This window comes from Flavobacterium sp. IMCC34518, from assembly GCF_027111095.2.
Classification (GTDB): domain Bacteria; phylum Bacteroidota; class Bacteroidia; order Flavobacteriales; family Flavobacteriaceae; genus Flavobacterium; species Flavobacterium praedii.
This window is the reverse complement of the sequence record NZ_CP114284.2, coordinates 1164676-1183396: the sequence shown is the minus strand read 5'-3', so window position 1 is coordinate 1183396 and position 18721 is coordinate 1164676. Positions and strand designations below refer to the sequence as shown.

The 18721-nt window shown below is 32.3% G+C and carries 15 protein-coding genes and 1 riboswitch; of the genes, 11 read left to right on the top strand and 4 right to left on the bottom strand.

What is annotated here, in order from left to right; translation table 11 throughout:
• The first annotated feature begins 1 nt into the window (after position 1).
• Both fbaA and accD read left to right on the top strand, forming a co-directional pair.
• Positions 2–1069 (top strand): class II fructose-bisphosphate aldolase, encoded by a 1068-nt coding sequence (gene fbaA / locus OZP06_RS05230; RefSeq protein WP_269223956.1) that lies wholly within the window; start codon positions 2–4, stop codon positions 1067–1069.
• 112 nt (positions 1070–1181) lie between these two features.
• The gene (gene accD, locus OZP06_RS05225) at positions 1182–2036 is read left to right on the top strand and encodes an acetyl-CoA carboxylase, carboxyltransferase subunit beta (protein WP_269223955.1); all 855 of its coding nucleotides are present in this window, start codon (positions 1182–1184) and stop codon (positions 2034–2036) included.
• Positions 2037–2308: 272 nt separating this feature from the next.
• Here the strand turns inward: accD and OZP06_RS05220 are convergent, their stop codons facing one another.
• Together OZP06_RS05220 and OZP06_RS05215 are read right to left on the bottom strand one after the other, a co-directional pair.
• Positions 2309–3199, bottom strand: coding sequence for a cupin-like domain-containing protein (locus tag OZP06_RS05220; RefSeq protein WP_281324317.1), 891 nt, complete (start codon positions 3197–3199; stop codon positions 2309–2311).
• Positions 3200–3293: 94 nt separating this feature from the next.
• On the bottom strand, positions 3294–4544 hold the full coding sequence (locus OZP06_RS05215) for an ABC transporter permease (protein ID WP_269223953.1): 1251 nt from the start codon (positions 4542–4544) through the stop codon (positions 3294–3296).
• A 245-nt stretch (positions 4545–4789) separates the two neighbouring features.
• Between OZP06_RS05215 and purH the strand changes: the two genes are divergently transcribed.
• The 6 genes from purH to rodA all read left to right on the top strand — a co-directional run bounded on the left by purH (position 4790) and on the right by rodA (position 12010).
• Complete coding sequence (gene purH, locus OZP06_RS05210) at positions 4790–6316, top strand: bifunctional phosphoribosylaminoimidazolecarboxamide formyltransferase/IMP cyclohydrolase (RefSeq protein WP_281324316.1); 1527 nt, start codon at positions 4790–4792, stop codon at positions 6314–6316.
• Between the two features lie 54 nt (positions 6317–6370).
• Positions 6371–7399 (top strand): rod shape-determining protein, encoded by a 1029-nt coding sequence (locus OZP06_RS05205; protein WP_100433056.1) that lies wholly within the window; start codon positions 6371–6373, stop codon positions 7397–7399.
• Positions 7400–7493: 94 nt separating this feature from the next.
• Positions 7494–8318 (top strand): rod shape-determining protein MreC, encoded by an 825-nt coding sequence (mreC, locus tag OZP06_RS05200; protein WP_269223952.1) that lies wholly within the window; start codon positions 7494–7496, stop codon positions 8316–8318.
• Positions 8311–8817, top strand: coding sequence for a rod shape-determining protein MreD (locus OZP06_RS05195; protein WP_281238720.1), 507 nt, complete (start codon positions 8311–8313; stop codon positions 8815–8817). The genes mreC and OZP06_RS05195 overlap by 8 nt, the downstream gene beginning before the upstream one ends.
• Positions 8814–10760, top strand: coding sequence for a penicillin-binding protein 2 (gene mrdA / locus OZP06_RS05190; protein WP_269223951.1), 1947 nt, complete (start codon positions 8814–8816; stop codon positions 10758–10760). The genes OZP06_RS05195 and mrdA overlap by 4 nt, the downstream gene beginning before the upstream one ends.
• A gap of 14 nt (positions 10761–10774) precedes the next feature.
• Positions 10775–12010, top strand: coding sequence for a rod shape-determining protein RodA (rodA, locus tag OZP06_RS05185; RefSeq protein ID WP_269223950.1), 1236 nt, complete (start codon positions 10775–10777; stop codon positions 12008–12010).
• A 171-nt stretch (positions 12011–12181) separates the two neighbouring features.
• On the opposite strand, the gene OZP06_RS05180 is transcribed toward rodA, so the two are convergent.
• On the bottom strand, positions 12182–12649 hold the full coding sequence (locus tag OZP06_RS05180) for a hypothetical protein (protein ID WP_281324315.1): 468 nt from the start codon (positions 12647–12649) through the stop codon (positions 12182–12184).
• Between the two features lie 593 nt (positions 12650–13242).
• The gene (gene metK, locus OZP06_RS05175; protein ID WP_269223948.1) at positions 13243–14493 is read right to left on the bottom strand and encodes a methionine adenosyltransferase; all 1251 of its coding nucleotides are present in this window, start codon (positions 14491–14493) and stop codon (positions 13243–13245) included.
• Between the two features lie 1189 nt (positions 14494–15682).
• Here metK and OZP06_RS05170 point away from each other — a divergent pair.
• From OZP06_RS05170 to OZP06_RS05160, 3 genes are all read left to right on the top strand, one after another.
• A complete protein-coding gene (locus tag OZP06_RS05170; RefSeq protein WP_269223947.1) occupies positions 15683–16969 on the top strand; it encodes an O-acetylhomoserine aminocarboxypropyltransferase/cysteine synthase family protein in 1287 nt (428 codons plus the stop codon).
• Between the two features lie 120 nt (positions 16970–17089).
• Positions 17090–17299 (top strand): hypothetical protein, encoded by a 210-nt coding sequence (locus tag OZP06_RS05165; protein WP_269223946.1) that lies wholly within the window; start codon positions 17090–17092, stop codon positions 17297–17299.
• Between the two features lie 257 nt (positions 17300–17556).
• A riboswitch (SAM riboswitch) is annotated at positions 17557–17664 on the top strand.
• Positions 17665–17741: 77 nt separating this feature from the next.
• Positions 17742–18707 (top strand): alpha/beta fold hydrolase, encoded by a 966-nt coding sequence (locus tag OZP06_RS05160; protein ID WP_269223945.1) that lies wholly within the window; start codon positions 17742–17744, stop codon positions 18705–18707.
• Positions 18708–18721: the final 14 nt, after the last annotated feature.

Below are 18721 nucleotides of genomic sequence, written 5' to 3'. Positions count from 1 at the left end.
AATGGCACACAATATTAAACCCGGAGTAGCTACAGGAGATCAAGTACAAGAAATTTTTAATTATGCAAAAGAAAAAGGTTTTGCACTTCCTGCTGTAAATGTTATTGGATCAGACACTATCAATGGAGTTCTAGAAACTGCTGCAAAATTAAACGCACCAGTTATCATACAATTTTCAAATGGTGGAGCTCAATTTAATGCAGGAAAAGGACTTTCAAATGCTGGAGAAAAAGCTGCTATCGCTGGTGGTATTGCTGGAGCAAAACATATTCATACATTAGCTGAAGCTTATGGAGCTACAGTTATTTTGCACACTGACCACTGTGCTAAAAAATTATTACCATGGATTGATGGTTTATTAGATGCTTCTGAAGTTCATTTTGCAGCTACAGGAAAACCATTATTCTCTTCACATATGATCGATTTATCTGAAGAACCGATTGAAGAAAACATAGAAATATGTAAAGGTTATTTAGAAAGAATGAGCAAAATGGGTATGACACTAGAAATCGAACTTGGAATCACTGGTGGTGAAGAAGATGGTGTTGATAACTCTGATGTAGACAGTTCTAAATTATACACGCAACCTTCTGAAGTTTCATATGCTTATGAAGAATTATCAAAAGTAAGTCCAAAGTTTACAATTGCAGCTTCTTTTGGAAATGTTCACGGTGTTTACAAACCAGGAAACGTAAAATTAACTCCAAAAATCTTAAAAAACTCTCAAGATTATGTTCAAGATAAATTCAAAACTGGACCAAATCCTGTAGATTTTGTTTTCCATGGTGGATCAGGTTCTACTTTAGAGGAAATTAGAGAAGGAATTAGCTATGGTGTTGTAAAAATGAACATTGATACTGATTTGCAGTTTGCATTTACTGAAGGAATTCGTGATTTTATGGTAAATAACATAGAGTACCTTAAAACTCAAATTGGAAATCCAGAAGGATCAGATGCTCCAAACAAAAAATATTACGATCCAAGAAAATGGTTGCGTGAAGGTGAAATGACTTTCAATGCAAGACTTGAGCAAGCATTTGCTGACTTAAACAATGTGAATACACTATAAAAAGTGTTCAGTTTTTAGTTTTTTAGTGTTCAGTTCTCAAAACTGATAATTGAGCACTAAAGCTAATTACTAACACTGAATACTTGATTACTGAACACTGAACACTATATAAATGGCTTGGTTTAAACGACAAGAAAAAGGAATTACTACGGCAACCGAAGACAAAATGGATATTCCAAAAGGACTTTGGTACAAATCACCTACAGGTAAAATTATTGATGCTGATGAATTAGCGCGTAATCTATTTGTAAGTCCCGAAGATGGTTTCCATGTTAGAATTGGAAGTGCTGCCTATTTTGATATTTTATTCGACAATAATGTGTTTGTTGAATTGGATAAAAACATGACTTCAAAGGATCCTTTGCATTTTGTTGATACAAAGAAATATGCAGACCGCTTGAAGGAAGTGATGGATAAAACGCAACTCAAGGATGCTGTTAGAACTGCTGTTGGGAAATCTAAAGGAAGAGAATTGGTGATTTGCTGTATGGATTTTGCCTTTATTGGAGGTTCAATGGGAGCAGTTGTGGGTGAAAAAATCGCTAGAGGAATTGATCATGCCATCAAAAACAGGCTGCCTTTTGTAATGATATCAAAATCGGGAGGTGCTAGAATGATGGAAGCGGCTTATTCTTTGATGCAATTAGCAAAGACTTCAGTAAAGTTGGCGCAATTAGCAGAAGCTAAATTGCCATATATTTCTCTTTGTACTGACCCAACAACTGGAGGAACAACAGCTTCTTATGCTATGTTAGGAGATATCAATATCTCTGAGCCTGGAGCCTTAATTGGATTTGCTGGTCCACGTGTGGTAAGGGATACTACAGGTAAAGATCTACCTGAAGGCTTTCAAACAGCCGAGTTTCTCCTCGAACATGGTTTCTTGGACTTTATTACGCCTAGAAAAGAATTGAAAGATAAGATTAACTTATATATCGATTTGATTCAAAATAATGATATTAGATAAATTAAAAATCCCGAGCAATCGGGATTTTTTTTGATTTGACTTTTCTTTAAATAACAATTTTTTAATATGGATTGTAAATTGGACTACATTATTAAATTTGATCTTTAATAAATGAAAGTGCACTAACAATTTTAAATAAAGAAATTAAATAAAGTAAAAACCATATTAAATAATAATCAAGGAACTAATTATTTCGTGTTTTGGTTTATAATAATGGAATAATTATTTTAGTATGAATAAGAATTAAGGAGTAGTAGGTTTTAATGCAGTGTCTAGGAATAATTTTTTGGCCTGCCATTTTTTAACTCTTTTTCGGCTATTTTGAATGCCAGTTTCTCGCGCCATTTAGCATAACGTTCTTTAAAAACCACCTTTATCGCACTATCCACTGCGCCATGCATAAATAAACTCCAGATACTGGCTATTTTTCGAGTTATTGATCTATCCCAGGAACGAAGTGTCAATGAAAAGGAGCCATCAATATAGCGCATCCAATGCCACATTCCAGTTGGCATAAACAAGGTGTCGCCATGCTCTAAGAAAACTTCATATCCTTCAACTCCTTTTAGTGCAGGGAATTTTTCGAAATCCGGATTAGAAACATTGTAATCCTCTAAAGCGTAAGTGGTATTTGGAATACAATAAAGTCTTTTTTTCCATTTATAGTCAAACAAAATAATGTGTTTCCGACCCCCAAAATGGGTATGAAAAAGATGAGGTAAATCGATGTCATAGTGCAAAAAAGTGATAGCGCTGGAACCTCCAAAAAACATAGCGGGCATACTTTCAATAAAACCACCCATTAAATCTTTGGGGATTTTTATATCATTAATTAAGTCAGGTCTTTGTTTAAATAGGTTAAGGAAAAAAATACGCAACTCAGTAGGTTCTCTTTTTATTAAATCCAAGTATTTTCCAAATTTCATACTGGTTATAGAAGCATTTATTATTTTGGTTGGATCTGCTTTGGAATTATCGACCAGTTTTACATCAATATCTCCGGCAATTTGTTTAAAATAATCGGTTGTCCATTTTTCACGGGCTGGCCAATCTTTAGTTAGCCCTTTTATAATTAAAGGCTTTCTTTTATCTAAATAGTTTTTTTTAAAATCTTCTCTACTAATAGACTCGATAGTGTCAACAGGTTTTAGAATAAAGCTCATTTATTTATTTATTAAATTAAATGTAATGCCTTATCAAAAGTACCTAATTATTTCTTGTCTTCAAAATATAGAATAAAATAGCAAAAAAGAACTATTACATCCCCGTTCTAATGGCTTCTACAGGATCAAGTTTGGAGGCTGCAATAGCTGGAAGAATTCCTGAAATAAGTCCAATTATAGCGGCTAAGCCAGTTCCCAAAAGAATATTTCCAAGACCCAAAACAAATTCAAAATCTAATGCTTTGGTCAAGATCAATGCAATTATCCAAACCATAAACAAACCAATAATTCCTCCAAGTACGGATAGAATTATGGCTTCAAATAAAAACTGAAATAATATAAAACGATTTTTGGCGCCCAATGATTTTTGGATACCTATAAGATTGGTGCGTTCTTTTACGGACACAAACATGATATTGGCAATTCCAAAACCTCCAACTAGTAATGAAAAACCAGAGATAATCCAGCCTACTACATTCATTTGACCAATAATACCATCAATAAGATCAAGAAACCCAGCAAAAACATTGATGAAGAAATTGTCGATTTCTCCTGCTTTTAATCCTCTAAAATTTCTTAGCTTTTGGGATATTTCACTTTTATATTCCTCCATATCAACGCCTTTTTCGGGTTTGAATATGATTACATTCGTTAAATTTGGATTATTATCCCCATATAATCTACGAATAAAATTAACGGGTATAAAAGCAGAAGAATCGTCACTTTCGCCAAATATGCTTGATCCTTGCTTCTTTAAGATACCAATAACGGTAAATCTTTGGCCATACAATCGGACATTTTTGCCAATGGGTTCCATGTCTCCAAAGAGGTTTTTTGCAATATCATCACCAAGCACAATAACGGATGCTCCAGAATTCGCTTCGGACTCATTATAAAATCTGCCGTTTTCAAATTCTAGTCCTTGAATGTCTATAAATTCGTGGGAAACAGGTACAATATTTACATCACTCACCGTATTAGCTTCAAATTTTATAGCTTCTCTTCTGGTGAATATTTGATAGCCTAATTGTTCGGTATGCGTCATCGCTCCTTTTAAATAAATATATTCCGAATATTTTACGTTGGGAAACTGCTCTCTTTTCCATTGTGGAATTTCTGAAGGGCCAAATGAAAATTTTAATAAATAAATAGTGTTTTTATCTAAACTGCTAAGATCCTTTGAAATTTTTCTATCCAAAGAATCAACTGCCGCAAGTACTGCTATTATAGAGAATATACCAATAGTTACTCCCAGTAAAGAAAGCAATGTTCTTAATTTGTTGCTTCTCAGTGCATTCATGGCAAAGCCGAAACTCTCTTTTAATAATCGTAGGTAAACTAGCATATTTTTAAATTTGTGTTACTGTAAAACATTAACTTTTATTTCTTCCAAAAAGTATTTAAAATTTGGTTGTCAGGAACTGCTTTTTGTCATTATAATTTGGATGAAATTTCAACACGGCGGTTTCTAAAAGCTAAAATTAATACATTTAACAATAGGTGTGATATTTTAAGAGATTGTTACATTATTTTTATTGAATTATATTCTCAAAAAAAACTATTTTTGCACTTTATAATCATAACTACTCGATGAACACAACAAAAACAATCCAATCCGCATTAATTTCGGTTTTTTCAAAAGAAGGCCTTGAACCAATTGTAAGAGAATTGCATAAACAAAATGTGGTTTTTTATTCTACAGGAGGTACTGAGGAATTTATTAAAAATTTAGGAATTCCTGTTATCCCAGTTGAAGATGTTACTTCATATCCGTCAATTTTGGGAGGGCGTGTGAAAACGTTACATCCAAAGGTTTTTGGAGGGATCTTGAATCGTCAAGATAATGAAAGTGATGTGCAACAAATGCAAGAATATAATATTCCGCAACTTGATTTGGTAATTGTTGATCTATATCCATTTGAAAAAACAGTTGCTTCTGGTGCAAGTGAAGTTGATATTATCGAAAAAATTGATATTGGTGGTATTTCATTGATTCGCGCTGCCGCAAAAAACTTTAAAGACACTGTAATTGTTTCTTCTATGGATCAATACGGTTTATTTTTGGATATGATTACATCTCAAAATGGAGCTACAACATTGGCAGATAGAAAATTATTGGCGACCAAAGCTTTTCATGTTTCTTCTCATTACGATGGTGCTATTTTTAATTATTTCAATACGGATGAAACTATTTATAAAGCCAGTATCGAAAATGGACAAGTATTGCGATATGGAGAAAATCCGCATCAAAAAGGATTTTTCTTTGGAGATTTTGATGCCATGTTTACAAAAGTTCACGGTAAAGAACTATCTTATAATAATTTATTAGACGTAGATGCTGCAGTTAATTTAATAAATGAATTTAAAACAGACGGTCCAACTTTTGCAATTTTAAAACATAATAATGCTTGTGGATTGGCAACAAGAAGTACTATTTGTGAAGCTTATAATGTAGCTTTGGCTTGTGATCCTACTTCTGCATTTGGAGGAGTATTGATAGCAAACACTACAATTGATGTAGCAACAGCTAATGAAATCAACAAATTATTTTGTGAAGTAGTAATCGCTCCGTCTTATGATGCAGAAGCAATTGCCATTTTACAGGAAAAGAAAAACAGAATTATTTTAATCCAAAATGAAGTAGAGTTGCCTCAAAAACAGGTTAGAACATGTTTGAACGGACTATTGATTCAAGAAAGAAATAACATCACGGATACTAAAGGGGACTTAAAAACCGTTACGGTAAAAGCGCCTACGGAGCAAGAAATTGAAGATTTAATTTTTGCTTCTAAAGTATGTAAAAATACTAAATCGAATACCATTGTATTTGCTAAAAACGGCACGTTAATTTCTTCAGGAACAGGACAAACTTCAAGAGTAGATGCATTATTGCAAGCTATCGAAAAAGCTAAAGTTTTTGGATTCAGCTTAGAAGGAGCTTCTATGGCAAGCGACGCTTTTTTTCCATTTCCAGATTGTGTTGAAATTGCAAAGAAAGCTGGAATAACGGCAGTAATTCAGCCAGGAGGATCAATAAAAGACGAATTGAGCATTAATTATTGCAATGAAAATAATCTTGCGATGGTATTTACAGGAACACGTCATTTTAAACATTAATTTGTTTAACTTTGTGCGTAAATTATTTATAACTTTTTAACCCTTAAAAAGCATATGGGATTTTTTGATTTCATGACCGAGGATATTGCGATAGACCTTGGTACAGCAAACACTTTAATCATACACAATGACAAAGTCGTAATTGACAGTCCGTCTATAGTTGCACGTGATCGAATATCAGGCAAAATTATTGCAGTTGGTAAGGAAGCCAATATGATGCAAGGGAAGACGCATGAAAACATTAAAACAATTAGACCCTTGAAAGATGGTGTAATTGCCGATTTTGATGCATCAGAAAAAATGATCAGTATGTTCATTAAAAGCATACCTGCATTGAAAAAAAGAATGTTCACTCCAGCATTAAGAATGGTGGTTTGTATCCCTTCTGGAATTACTGAAGTGGAGATGAGAGCAGTAAAAGAGTCTTGCGAAAGAGTAAATGGTAAGGAAGTCTATTTGATACATGAGCCTATGGCAGCAGCAATTGGTATCGGAATCGATATTATGCAACCAAAAGGGAATATGATTGTTGATATAGGTGGTGGAACTACTGAAATAGCAGTAATTGCATTAGGTGGAATAGTTTGTGACAAATCAGTTAAAATTGCTGGTGACGTTTTTACAAATGATATTGTTTACTATATGCGTACACAACACAACTTATTTGTTGGGGAAAGTACTGCTGAAAAAATAAAAATTCAAATTGGTGCTGCTATCGAAGATTTGGAGACTCCTCCAGAAGACATGTCGGTTCAAGGACGTGATTTATTGACAGGAAAACCAAAACAGGTTGAAGTGTCGTATAGAGAAATTGCAAAAGCTTTGGACAAATCTATTCAACGAATAGAAGATGCTGTAATGGAAACATTATCACAAACTCCTCCAGAATTAGCAGCCGATATTTATAATACCGGAATTTATCTTGCTGGCGGTGGATCTATGTTAAGAGGACTTGATAAAAGAATTTCTCAAAAAACAGACTTACCCGTTTACATAGCAGAAGATCCATTAAGAGCCGTTGTAAGAGGGACAGGTATGGCGCTAAAAAATATTACAAAGTTTAAAAACATTCTTATAAAATAATAAAAAAAGCTTAAGCCAAATCCCAATTTAATACTATAAAATTTGGGGTTTGGATTTTTTTAAATTTCATTTTTTAAATTTTTAATTTTATACAATGCAGCAAATATTTTCATTTATTATAAAAAACAGTAATAGATTGCTGTTTTTGCTGCTTTTGGGTATTTCGTTGGCCCTTACGATTCAATCCCATTCCTTTCATAGGAGTAAAGTAATTAGTTCTGCTAACTTCTTAAGTGGTGGTGTCTATGAAAGAATTAATTCCATGGAAGAATATCTTCACTTAAAGGAGCAAAATGATCAGTTGGCACTAGAAAATGCTAACTTGAAAAGTTTATTGTTTAAGACTCGCGATTCAGCAGAAATTCCAAATTTAGATAGTTTAAAAGGGGTAAAACCTGAAGATATTGTAGTTTGTAAAGTTATTCATAACTCTTATAATGTATATGAGAATTTTTTAACATTGAATGCAGGTTCTAAGTCAGGAATTACGCCTGATATGGGAGTAATTAATAGTTTGGGTATAGTTGGTATTACAGATAATGTATCTGCCAATTATTCGACAGTTATTAGTATTTTGAATGTCAAATCTCAAATAAATGCTAAGATTAAAAATTCGGATCATTTTGGGTCTTTAAATTGGAATGGTAAAAGTACTGGTTTTGTACAGTTAATAGATGTTCCTAGGTTAGCCACTGTAAAAAAAGGGGATACCATTGTAACAGGAGGTCAATCAGTAATATTTCCTGAAAATATTGGTATCGGTACAATTGATAAATTGGAAATTGATGATAAAACCCATTATTACACTATAACAGTTAAATTATTTAATGATATGACTAATTTGGGTCATGTATATGTTATAAAATCGGGGAATAGTGAAGAAATTAGAAATTTAGAAAAACAAGATAAAAATGAATAACACATTGTTAGTTAATATTTTTCGTTTTGTGTTTTTATTAGCCTTACAAATTCTTGTTTTTAATAATATGAATTTTGGTGGTTATGTAAGTGCATTTCCTTACATTCTTTTTATTATTCTTTATCCAGTAAATGGAAACAAATCAAATCTATTGTTAGCCAGTTTTTTTCTTGGTATTATTATGGATTTATTTTGTAATTCTGGAGGTGTACATGCAGCAGCTTGTGTACTATTAGCTTACTTAAGACCTAATTTTTTTAAATTTTCTTTTGGATTGAGTTATGAATATCAAACTGTAAAATTGAATGATGTATTGACACCTGAACGTTTTACATTTATTTTATTGTCGGTACTAACTCATAATTTTACCTTATTGATTTTAGAATCTTTTCAGTTCACTTTCTTTTTAGATGTTTTGCTGAGAACTGTTTTAAGTACACTATTTACTATTTTAACTTGTATAATTGTAATATACCTCATAAAGCCAAATAAACGATGAGAAAAGTTTTGTTGCCAGCTTTGATAATAATTGGTGCTTCTTTGTTAATCATTCGTGTTTTTTACTTGCAAATTATTGATGATTCTTTTAAGTTAAAATCAGAGAATAACGCTATAAAAATCAAATATGATTATCCTGAGCGTGGCTATATCTATGATAGAAATGGTGTTTTGTTAGTTGCTAATCAACCTTCATACGATATCATGGTTATTCCTAGAGAACTTGATAAAACGGACACACTTGAGTTTTGTAAATTATTAAATATAACTAAGGAGGATTTTATAAAAAAAATCGAGAAAGCAAAAGTTTATAGTCCAAGGCTACCTTCCGTATTCTTATCTCAATTAAATAAAAATGAATTTGCTGCTTTTCAAGAAAAAATTCGAAAATTTGATGGGTTCTATTTTCAAAAAAGAGCTTTGCGTGATTATGAAGTAAATTTTGGAGCGAATATATTTGGATTTATTACTCAAGTCAATGAGAAACAAATTGAAAAAAATCATTATTACAAAAGTGGTGATTTAATTGGAAAACAAGGAGTTGAACAAAGCTATGAAGAGATTCTTAGGGGAGTAAAAGGGGTAAAGTATTTTCAAAAAGATAAATTTAATCGGGAAATTGGATCTTACAAAGATGGAAAATACGATACCATTGCAAAACAAGGAGAAGATGTCAATTTAACCATTGATGCAGTAATTCAAAAGTATGGAGAGGAATTAATGGTAAATAAAAGAGGTGGAATTGTGGCTATTGAACCTAAGACAGGCGAAATATTAGCACTAGTAACCGCTCCTTCTTATGACCCAGGAATTTTAGTAGGTCGTCAAAAATCAAAAAATTACACTAAATTATATTACGATTCTATTGCTAAACCTCTTTACGATAGGGGGTTACTAGCTGAATATCCTCCAGGATCACCTTTCAAAATCATGACAGGGTTGGTTGGATTACAGGAAGAAGTGATTAATGAAGAAACCACTTTTGTTTGTAATCATGGATTCTCTTATGCAAGAGGACGATTTCAAGGATGCCACTGTGGGATTTTTGGACCTAGAAGTTTAAATGTTGGGATTTATAAATCGTGTAATGCCTATTTCTCTAATGTATATCTAAAAACTATTGCCAAATATAAAAAACCTGCTTATGCCGTAGATGTATGGAGTAATCATGTAAAAAGTTTTGGATTAGGTCAATTTATGGGCTATGATTTGCCTATTGGGAAAAAAGGAAATATACCAAGTTCTAAAACGTACAAAAGAATATATCCTAATGGAGGTTGGAGAGGAACTACCATCATATCGAATGCAATTGGTCAAGGAGAAGTATTAATGACTCCTATACAATTGGCAAATATGATGTCTGCAGTTGCTAATGAAGGATATTATTATACGCCTCATATTATTAAAAAGATAAAAGGAGAAAAAATTGACACTAAGTTTACGACAAAACACGTAACTACAATTGACAGGAAATATTTCCCTCCTATGATTCAAGGTTTATTTGATGTATATAATCATGGTACCGCTTATGCCTTAAAGGTTGAGGGAATTGATATTTGTGGTAAAACAGGAACGGCAGAAAATTTTGCAAAAATAGATGGAGTAAGAACCAAAATGCAAGATCACTCTATTTTTGTTGCTTTTGCGCCAAAAGACAATCCCAAAATTGCCATTGCTGTATTAGTTGAAAATGGTGGTTTTGGAGCAACTATTGCCGGCCCAATTGCTAGTTTGATGATTGAAAAATATTTAAAAAAGAAAATTTCTAGAACCGATTTAGAGACTAGAGTTTTAAATATAAGTTTGCAAAGTCGTTATGCTAAATTAGGTGGCCTATCAGAAGAAGTAAAAAAAGAATTAAGAATTAAAGACTCTATCTTACAAAGTAAAGCTAAAATAAAAGCAAATACGCTTAAAATAGATACCACTAAAATAAAAAAATAATATATTCATATCAAATGAAAAATCAAAGTTTATCAAGCAATATTGATTGGATATGTATCATTATCTATATCTTACTAGTGTTTTTAGGGTGGTTAAATATCTATTCTTCTTCATTGTCTTCCACTGAAGGGACCTATGAAAAACAAGCAATATTCATTGTTTTATCTATTCCTTTGATTTTTATTTTATTATATATTGACGGTAAATTTTATGAAAAATATGCAAGTATAATTTTTGTTATCTCTTTGATATCATTAGCGGGTTTGTTTGTTTTTGGTAAAACAATTGCGGGTCAACGTTGCTGGTATGGAATAGGAGGTTTTACTTTGCAGCCTTCTGAATTTGCAAAAGCAGCAACGGCACTAGCATTGGCTAAATATTTGAGTGATACACAAATCAACTTAAAAGATTTAAATAGACAAATTCAAGCTTTAGCAATAGTTTTTTTACCAGTTTTACTAATCTTGCCGCAACCAGATCCTGGAAGCGCATTAATATATAGTATTTTTATTATAGTATTGTATAGAGAAGGTTTACCGTCTTGGTACGTTTGGACAGGTTTTGTTACCATATTACTTTTTATGTTAACGTTGGTTTTGGAGCCACAATATGTTATTTTAATATCTTTATTAATAATTGTTTTAATACATTTTAAATCAAGATTAGCAGATAGGAATATTGTCTTAAGCGGTATACTTTTTGTTATAATATCTAGTTTTGTATTATCAGTAAACTATGTTTTTACAAATGTTTTTAAGCAACACCATAGAGATCGTTTTAATATTTTATTAGGGAAACAAGTCGATATGAAAGGGATTGGGTATAATACTAATCAATCTGAAATTGCTATTGGTTCAGGAGGTTGGTTCGGGAAAGGATTCCTTGAAGGTACTCAAACTAAAGGAGGATTCGTTCCAGAGCAGCATACGGATTATATTTTTACAACCGTTGGTGAAGAGTGGGGATTTGTTGGCTCTTTAGTGGTAATTGGGTTATTTACTGGTTTATTCCTCCGTATAATTTATCTTGCCGAAAGACAAAAAACAAAATTCAGTAGAGTATATGGCTACTGTGTCGCAGGAATATTATTTACTCATTTTTTTGTAAATATTGCCATGGTAGTTGGAATTTTTCCAACCATAGGAGTGCCTTTGCCTTTCTTTTCTTATGGCGGATCTGGATTATGGGGATTTACAATTTTATTATTCATTTTTATAAAAATGGATGCCAATAAAGTAAATGAATGGTAGCGCTATTTCATAAATTAATTGTAAAAAAAACTCCTTTCAACAAGAAAGCCAATTCAATTTTGAATTGGCTTTCTTGTTTGAGTAAAATTTAAATTAGGAATCCAATTATAGATATATACTTTATTATAAATCTATTATTTGGATGAGCATATGTACTTTTTAAAAGTTGTTTTAATTTCTTTTTGCCCAAACTTCAACTTCTGCTCTACTACCCAATAAATTTTTACTCTTGTATAAAAAGCGTATTTTATCAATTCTTCTTTTGTTGCCTATTAAATTGATTATTCTAGTTTCCTCACCAGGACCAATAAATTTTCTTAATACTACTTCTTGTGATTGACCATTGTCATAATATATAGTCATTTTATTAATTGTAACAGGATTGTTTTTAACTCTAATTTTTATTGCAGAATAAGTTCTTCTACTTGTGGGTCTAAACTCATCTGATTCGGTTATTTTTTGTACTGTTTTATTGCCTATTTTTTCCCATCCTCCGATAGACGAACCCCATTTTTTGTCTTCTTTGTCCCAGTTCTTTTTGTCTTTGTATTTATTATTTTGTGCAATTAAAGCATTTGAAAACAAAGATATTGATAGCGTAATTACTAGTATTCTTAAATAGTATTTCATAGTGTTCATTTGATAAATTTTAATTTGAGTTATATTATATTTTAAAATTTTAATTTAAAAAATTATTCAACTTATATTCAAAAATACTAAAAAATGGCTTTTTTTATTTATTTATTAATATCAAATTAACAGTTTTGTTTTTTTTAGGCCTTGTGTATCAATATGAAACGATTAAAAAATTATTTTTTATGGAAGTGTTTTATTCTTTTGTTTATGACATTTTATGATTATGCCTAAATTAAATTATTTAAATTAGGTAATTGATTTTAGTCTTGCAAAACAAGGAGTCACTTTAAAATAGGTTTGTGAAATAGAAAATATTTCAGTCAAACATTTTGTAGTATTAGAATAAATGAGTGATAAGGATGTTTTTTTTGAAGGCACTATTTTAGATAAGTTAAATTTTCCGGAACAAAAAAAATCTATTTACGTATAATTTATACCTGAAACCAAAGGGATAATTTCGAGACAAATCGAAGTAGTCAATAATTCTACTTCGGGTGTTATTAAACTGGAATTAAAAGGAAGAATTGAGTAATAAAGGAAAAACCGTCTCGTAACAAAACAAGACGGTTTTTATATTAAAATAATTTTAGATTTTTTTACAATCCAAAAGCTGTTTTCACTTGATCAACGAAATCTAATTTTTCCCAAGTAAACAAATCAACAGTAACTGTTTTTGTCAATCCACCAGGAGCAGAGAACGTTTTGGTTACGGTTTCTGGAGTACGTCCCATGTGGCCGTAAGCAGCAGTTTCGCTATAGATTGGGTTTCTTAATTTCAAACGTTGTTCGATGAAGTAAGGACGCATATCAAAAATAGCTTCTACTTTTTTGGCAATTTCACCATTAGTCAAATTTACTTTTGAAGTTCCGTAAGTATCAATAAAAATTCCCATTGGTTTTGCAACACCAATTGCATAAGAAACCTGTACCAAAATCTCATCAGCAACACCAGCTGCAACAAGGTTTTTGGCGATATGACGTGTAGCATAAGCCGCACTTCTGTCTACTTTACTAGGATCTTTTCCAGAGAAAGCACCACCACCGTGAGCTCCTTTTCCACCGTAAGTGTCTACAATAATTTTTCTTCCTGTTAACCCTGTATCTCCGTGAGGTCCTCCAATTACGAATTTCCCAGTTGGATTAATATGGTATTGAATTTTATCATTGAATAAATGTGCGTGAGCAGGATTTTTTGCAATGATTCGCGGAATTAATATGTCTATGATGTCTTTTTTGATTTTAGCAAGCATAGTCGCTTCTTCGTCAAAATCGTCATGTTGTGTAGAAATTACGATAGCATCAATACGTGTTGGCTTGTTGTCATCGCTGTATTCTAGTGTTACTTGAGATTTTGCATCAGGACGTAAATAAGTAATTTCATTGTTTTCACGTCTTAAAATGGCTAATTCCTGCAATAATTTATGAGATAAATCAAGTGCCAAAGGCATGTAATTTTCAGTTTCATTTGTTGCGTAACCAAACATCATTCCTTGGTCACCAGCTCCTTGCTCTTCTTTGCTAGCTCTGTCAACTCCTTGATTAATATCGGCAGATTGTTCGTGAATGGCCGAAAGAATACCGCAAGAATTGGCTTCAAACATGTATTCACTTTTTGTATAACCAATTTTGCGAATTACATCACGTGCAATTTGTTGTACATCCAAGTAGGTATTCGACTTAACTTCACCTGCCAAAATTACTTGACCAGTTGTAACTAATGTTTCACAAGCTACTTTTGAGTCAGCATCAAATGCCAAAAAGTTATCAATTAATGCATCCGAAATTTGATCTGCAACTTTGTCTGGGTGTCCCTCACTTACAGATTCTGACGTAAATAAATATGCCATAATAATTATAAATTTTAAAAATTAATCGAGAAAAAAATAATTGCTAGAAAGGCTAAAGGAGAGTTTCTGCTTTAGCATTTTTTCTACTGAAAATTTTTCAGCATCCATAATGAATTCAATTCATTATGAAGAGGTTGCAATCAGTTCAAATTTTTCCTCTTGTATTCGGGTGCAAATGTATGAAACCATTTTGAATTGCAAATTATTCTTTTGTTTTTTTTAATTAATTAAGAGGAATTTAACAAACTATACTAATTCTATAGAATTTAACAAAATAAAATGAATTTTGTTTGGCGGTTTAAAAAATAGTTCGCATTTTTGACCCTTTGAATAGGATCAATCATAAACAATATGAATTTAATAATTTGCAATATTTGTTGTATGAGGTGTGTTGTGGAAGGCTTCCGCAGAGGTTAGTATTCTATGTTATGTTATTCTTTCTTTTTTTTCAAATCCATTACTCATCATTGGGGTTGGATTATTAGCTTTGGTTGGAATACTATTTTATCAAACAATTCATTCAAAATACGAAGAATTTTTGTTTTTGAATTAATTTTAAGTTTCAAAAAAAATAAAATGAGAAATTTTTGTTAAAATAATGTAGGAATATTTTAAAATTTGAAACTTAAATTTAAGTAATGTCCTTGTGTTTAGGTAGTTGTAATTTTAATAATTTGTTTAGAAAACATTAAAATTACGTTTAGTATTAGGATTATTGAAAAAAAGTTCAGATATTTGTCAAACAGAATTAAAAAAAGAAAAAATGAAGTTTAAAGTATGCAATATGTCTAAAAAAGCCATTCAGGATGAATCCTGTGGGGAGTGTGTATAGCTACAATTTAAATACAAAAAATATATAGCAAAAACCTCCCACTTAAAAGGGAGGTTTTTTTTTACTCTTTTTTTTTAAAATAAATAACAATTAAGAATACAATATGAAGCAAAATTACTCAAACATTCAGGTTGCCATTTGCAAATCGAAGTCGATGATGTGTGTCAATGCCATGATGTGTGTTTGTGTCTGCTGATTCCAAAAGTATAAGTTTATCATATAACTTAAAACCCTTTTGGATACGTATCTAAAAGGGTTTTTTGTTTTTCTGCTTTTAAAGGCTAAGAAAACTAGAAATTAAAAAATAATATAAAAGCGAATATGCTTTGTTTAAATATAAATTAAAAATAAAAAATTATGAGTTCAAATAAATTCGCAACTAATGCATTGCACGCAGGACATGACGTTACAAAACACGCAGGTACACGCGCAGTGCCTATTTATCAAACGACTTCTTATGTTTTCAATAATTCGGAACATGCTGCTAATCTATTTGGCCTTGCAGAAGCTGGATTTATATATACACGATTAAATAATCCTACGAACGATATTCTAGAGCAACGTTTAGCAGCTTTGGAAGGTGGAATTGGAGCAGTAGTCACCGCATCCGGAACTGCGGCTATTGCAACTACATTGTTGGTTTTGTTAAAAACAGGAGATCATATTGTAGCTTCCAATAGTCTGTACGGAGGAACCTATAATTTATTAAGTGCGACATTACCAAGATTGGGAATCACTACCACATTTGTTGATCCGTCCGATCCATCAAATTTTACCAAAGCAGCAAAAGAAAATACCAGAATATTTTTTGCAGAAAGTTTAGGGAATCCAAAATTAGACGTTCTTGATCTTAAAGCCATTTCGGCGGAAGCCAAAGCGTTCAAAGTTCCGTTTATTGTAGATAACACAGTTCCGTCACCTTATTTGTTGAACCCAATTGAACATGGAGCTAATATTGTAATTCACTCCCTGACCAAATACATTTCAGGAAACGGAACCTCATTGGGAGGAGTTGTTATTGATGCAGGAACATTTGATTGGAGTAGTGGTAAGTTTCCTGAGTTTACAGAGCCTTCAACTGGATATCATGGATTAGTATATCATGAAGCACTTGGAAACGCTGCCTTTATTGCCAAAGTGAGAATCGAAGGATTGCGGGATTATGGTGCTGCATTGAGTCCGTTTAATGCTTTTCAGATTATACAGGGATTGGAAACCTTGCCTGTTCGAGTCCAGAAACACAGTGAAAACGGATTGGCATTGGCGCAGTGGTTAGAGAAACAGGAAGCAGTGTCTTGGGTTAATTATCCGGGTTTAAAGTCGAGTAAGTATTATGATTTGGCACAGCAGTATTTGCCAAAAGGACAAAACGGATTGTTGACATTTGGTTTAAAAGGTGGTTTTGAAGCGGCCAAGAAGGTGGCTGATGAAACGAAGTTATTTTCGCTTTTAGCCAATATTGGAGACACCAAATCCTTGATTATCCATCCGGCCAGTACAACGCATCAGCAATTGTCAGATGAAGAGCAGGTCGCCACGGGAGTAACCAAAGATTTGATTCGACTATCAGTAGGACTGGAAGACATCGAAGATTTAAAAGCCGATTTATCAGCCGTTTTTGCCGAATTAACAGTAAAAGTATAATTGCACAATTGATTTTTTAGAAAACGAAACTCATTGTGCTATAAAAAAAGAAAGAGAATGTTGCAAAACATTTGAACTACAAGCCATAAAAAAGAAACATTAATTACAAAATAAAATATCATGAAAACTATAACATATATCACAAGCAAAGTTGAGTTACTAAAAAAAGCAATTTTAAAAGCAATAAAAGTAGAACCTATTAATCCGATGAAAGAGTTGGATCACACCAGGTTTCATGTTGATGAGAATTTCGATTTGAAAGCAAAAAAAGGAAAAAGTTCTTTATTGTTTCATATGTATTCTAAAGAAAATGAAACTCTTTTTATTTAGAATACAAATGCAACAGGAAATGTGTAGGTGAAAATTATTTGCCACGAATTGCATGGTTAAGAAAAAACGAATTTTTCTTTTGGATAAGATAGACTCGTACTATTTTTCTTTGTCAGTTCGCTGAAGCTCGAGTGTACAATTCGTGGCAATTTTTTAATTAATTAACAACAATTGTTTCAAAGATGAATTGAATAATAATTTGGTTGTTTCATAAAATTGTAGTTAATTTGCACCTTTAAGTTCAGAAACGTATTGAAATGTTATAAAGAAAGGCAGAGGGATTAGACCCGATGAAGCCTTAGCAACCCTTCGATTTATCGAAGAAGGTGCTGCATTCTACCACGCCAAACGTGGAAAGATAACACAAGAATTTATCTAGTTTTTTCTAGCTTTCTTCATAATATTTCCAGGTACAAATCAAAAAATCAAAATAGATTTGAAATTGGAAAATAAACCAACCACAATTACCATACAAAATTTCACTACCGAAAGGGGTGCTTTTTATGCTACCATTAATTTGAGTTATCAGCTTTTTGGTCCTGCATTGCATACAGCGCCTATTGTTTTGGTCAATCATGCATTAACCGGGAATTCACAAGTGGTAGGTTTGAAAGGATGGTGGAATGTGCTTATTGGTGATAAGAGAACGATAGATACCAACAAATATACCATACTTGCTTTTAATGTTCCAGGTAATGGTTTTGACGATACAGTAATCGAAAACTATTTGGATTTTACGGCCAGAGACGTAGCCAAACTTTTTATAGAAGGACTAAAAACACTTCAAATTAAGCAATTATTCGCCATTATCGGCGGTTCTGTAGGTGGCGGAATTGCTTGGGAAATTGCTGGATTGTCACCACAAATCACAAAACATTTAATTCCGATTGCAACCGACTGGAAATCGACTGATTGGTTGATCGCGAATTGTTTTTTGCAAGAACAAATTTTGAATAATTCGGCTAAGCCAATTGAAGACGCTCGCATTCACGCCATGTTGTGTTATAGAACGCCGGAGTCTTTCAAAGCAAAATTTGATCGAACCACCAATGAAGAATTGGCTGTTTTTAATATCGAAAGTTGGCTGAATCATCACGGTGAGAAATTGCAAAAGCGTTTTCAGCTTTCAGCGTACAAGTTGATGAATCAATTGTTGAAAACGATAGACATTTCAAGAAATAGAGAGTCTTTTATTTCGGTAGCCTCTCAAATTGAAGGGAATATTCACATCATCGGAATCAATTCGGATTTGTTTTTTACGGTAAATGAGAATAAAGAGACCTACGAAACATTGAGAAAACACAAAACCAATGTAACGTTTCAAGAGATTGATTCCATTCACGGACACGATGCTTTCTTGATAGAATACAAACAATTGGATAATTTGCTTAAAGGAGTTTTTCTTTAGGAAATATAAAGTTC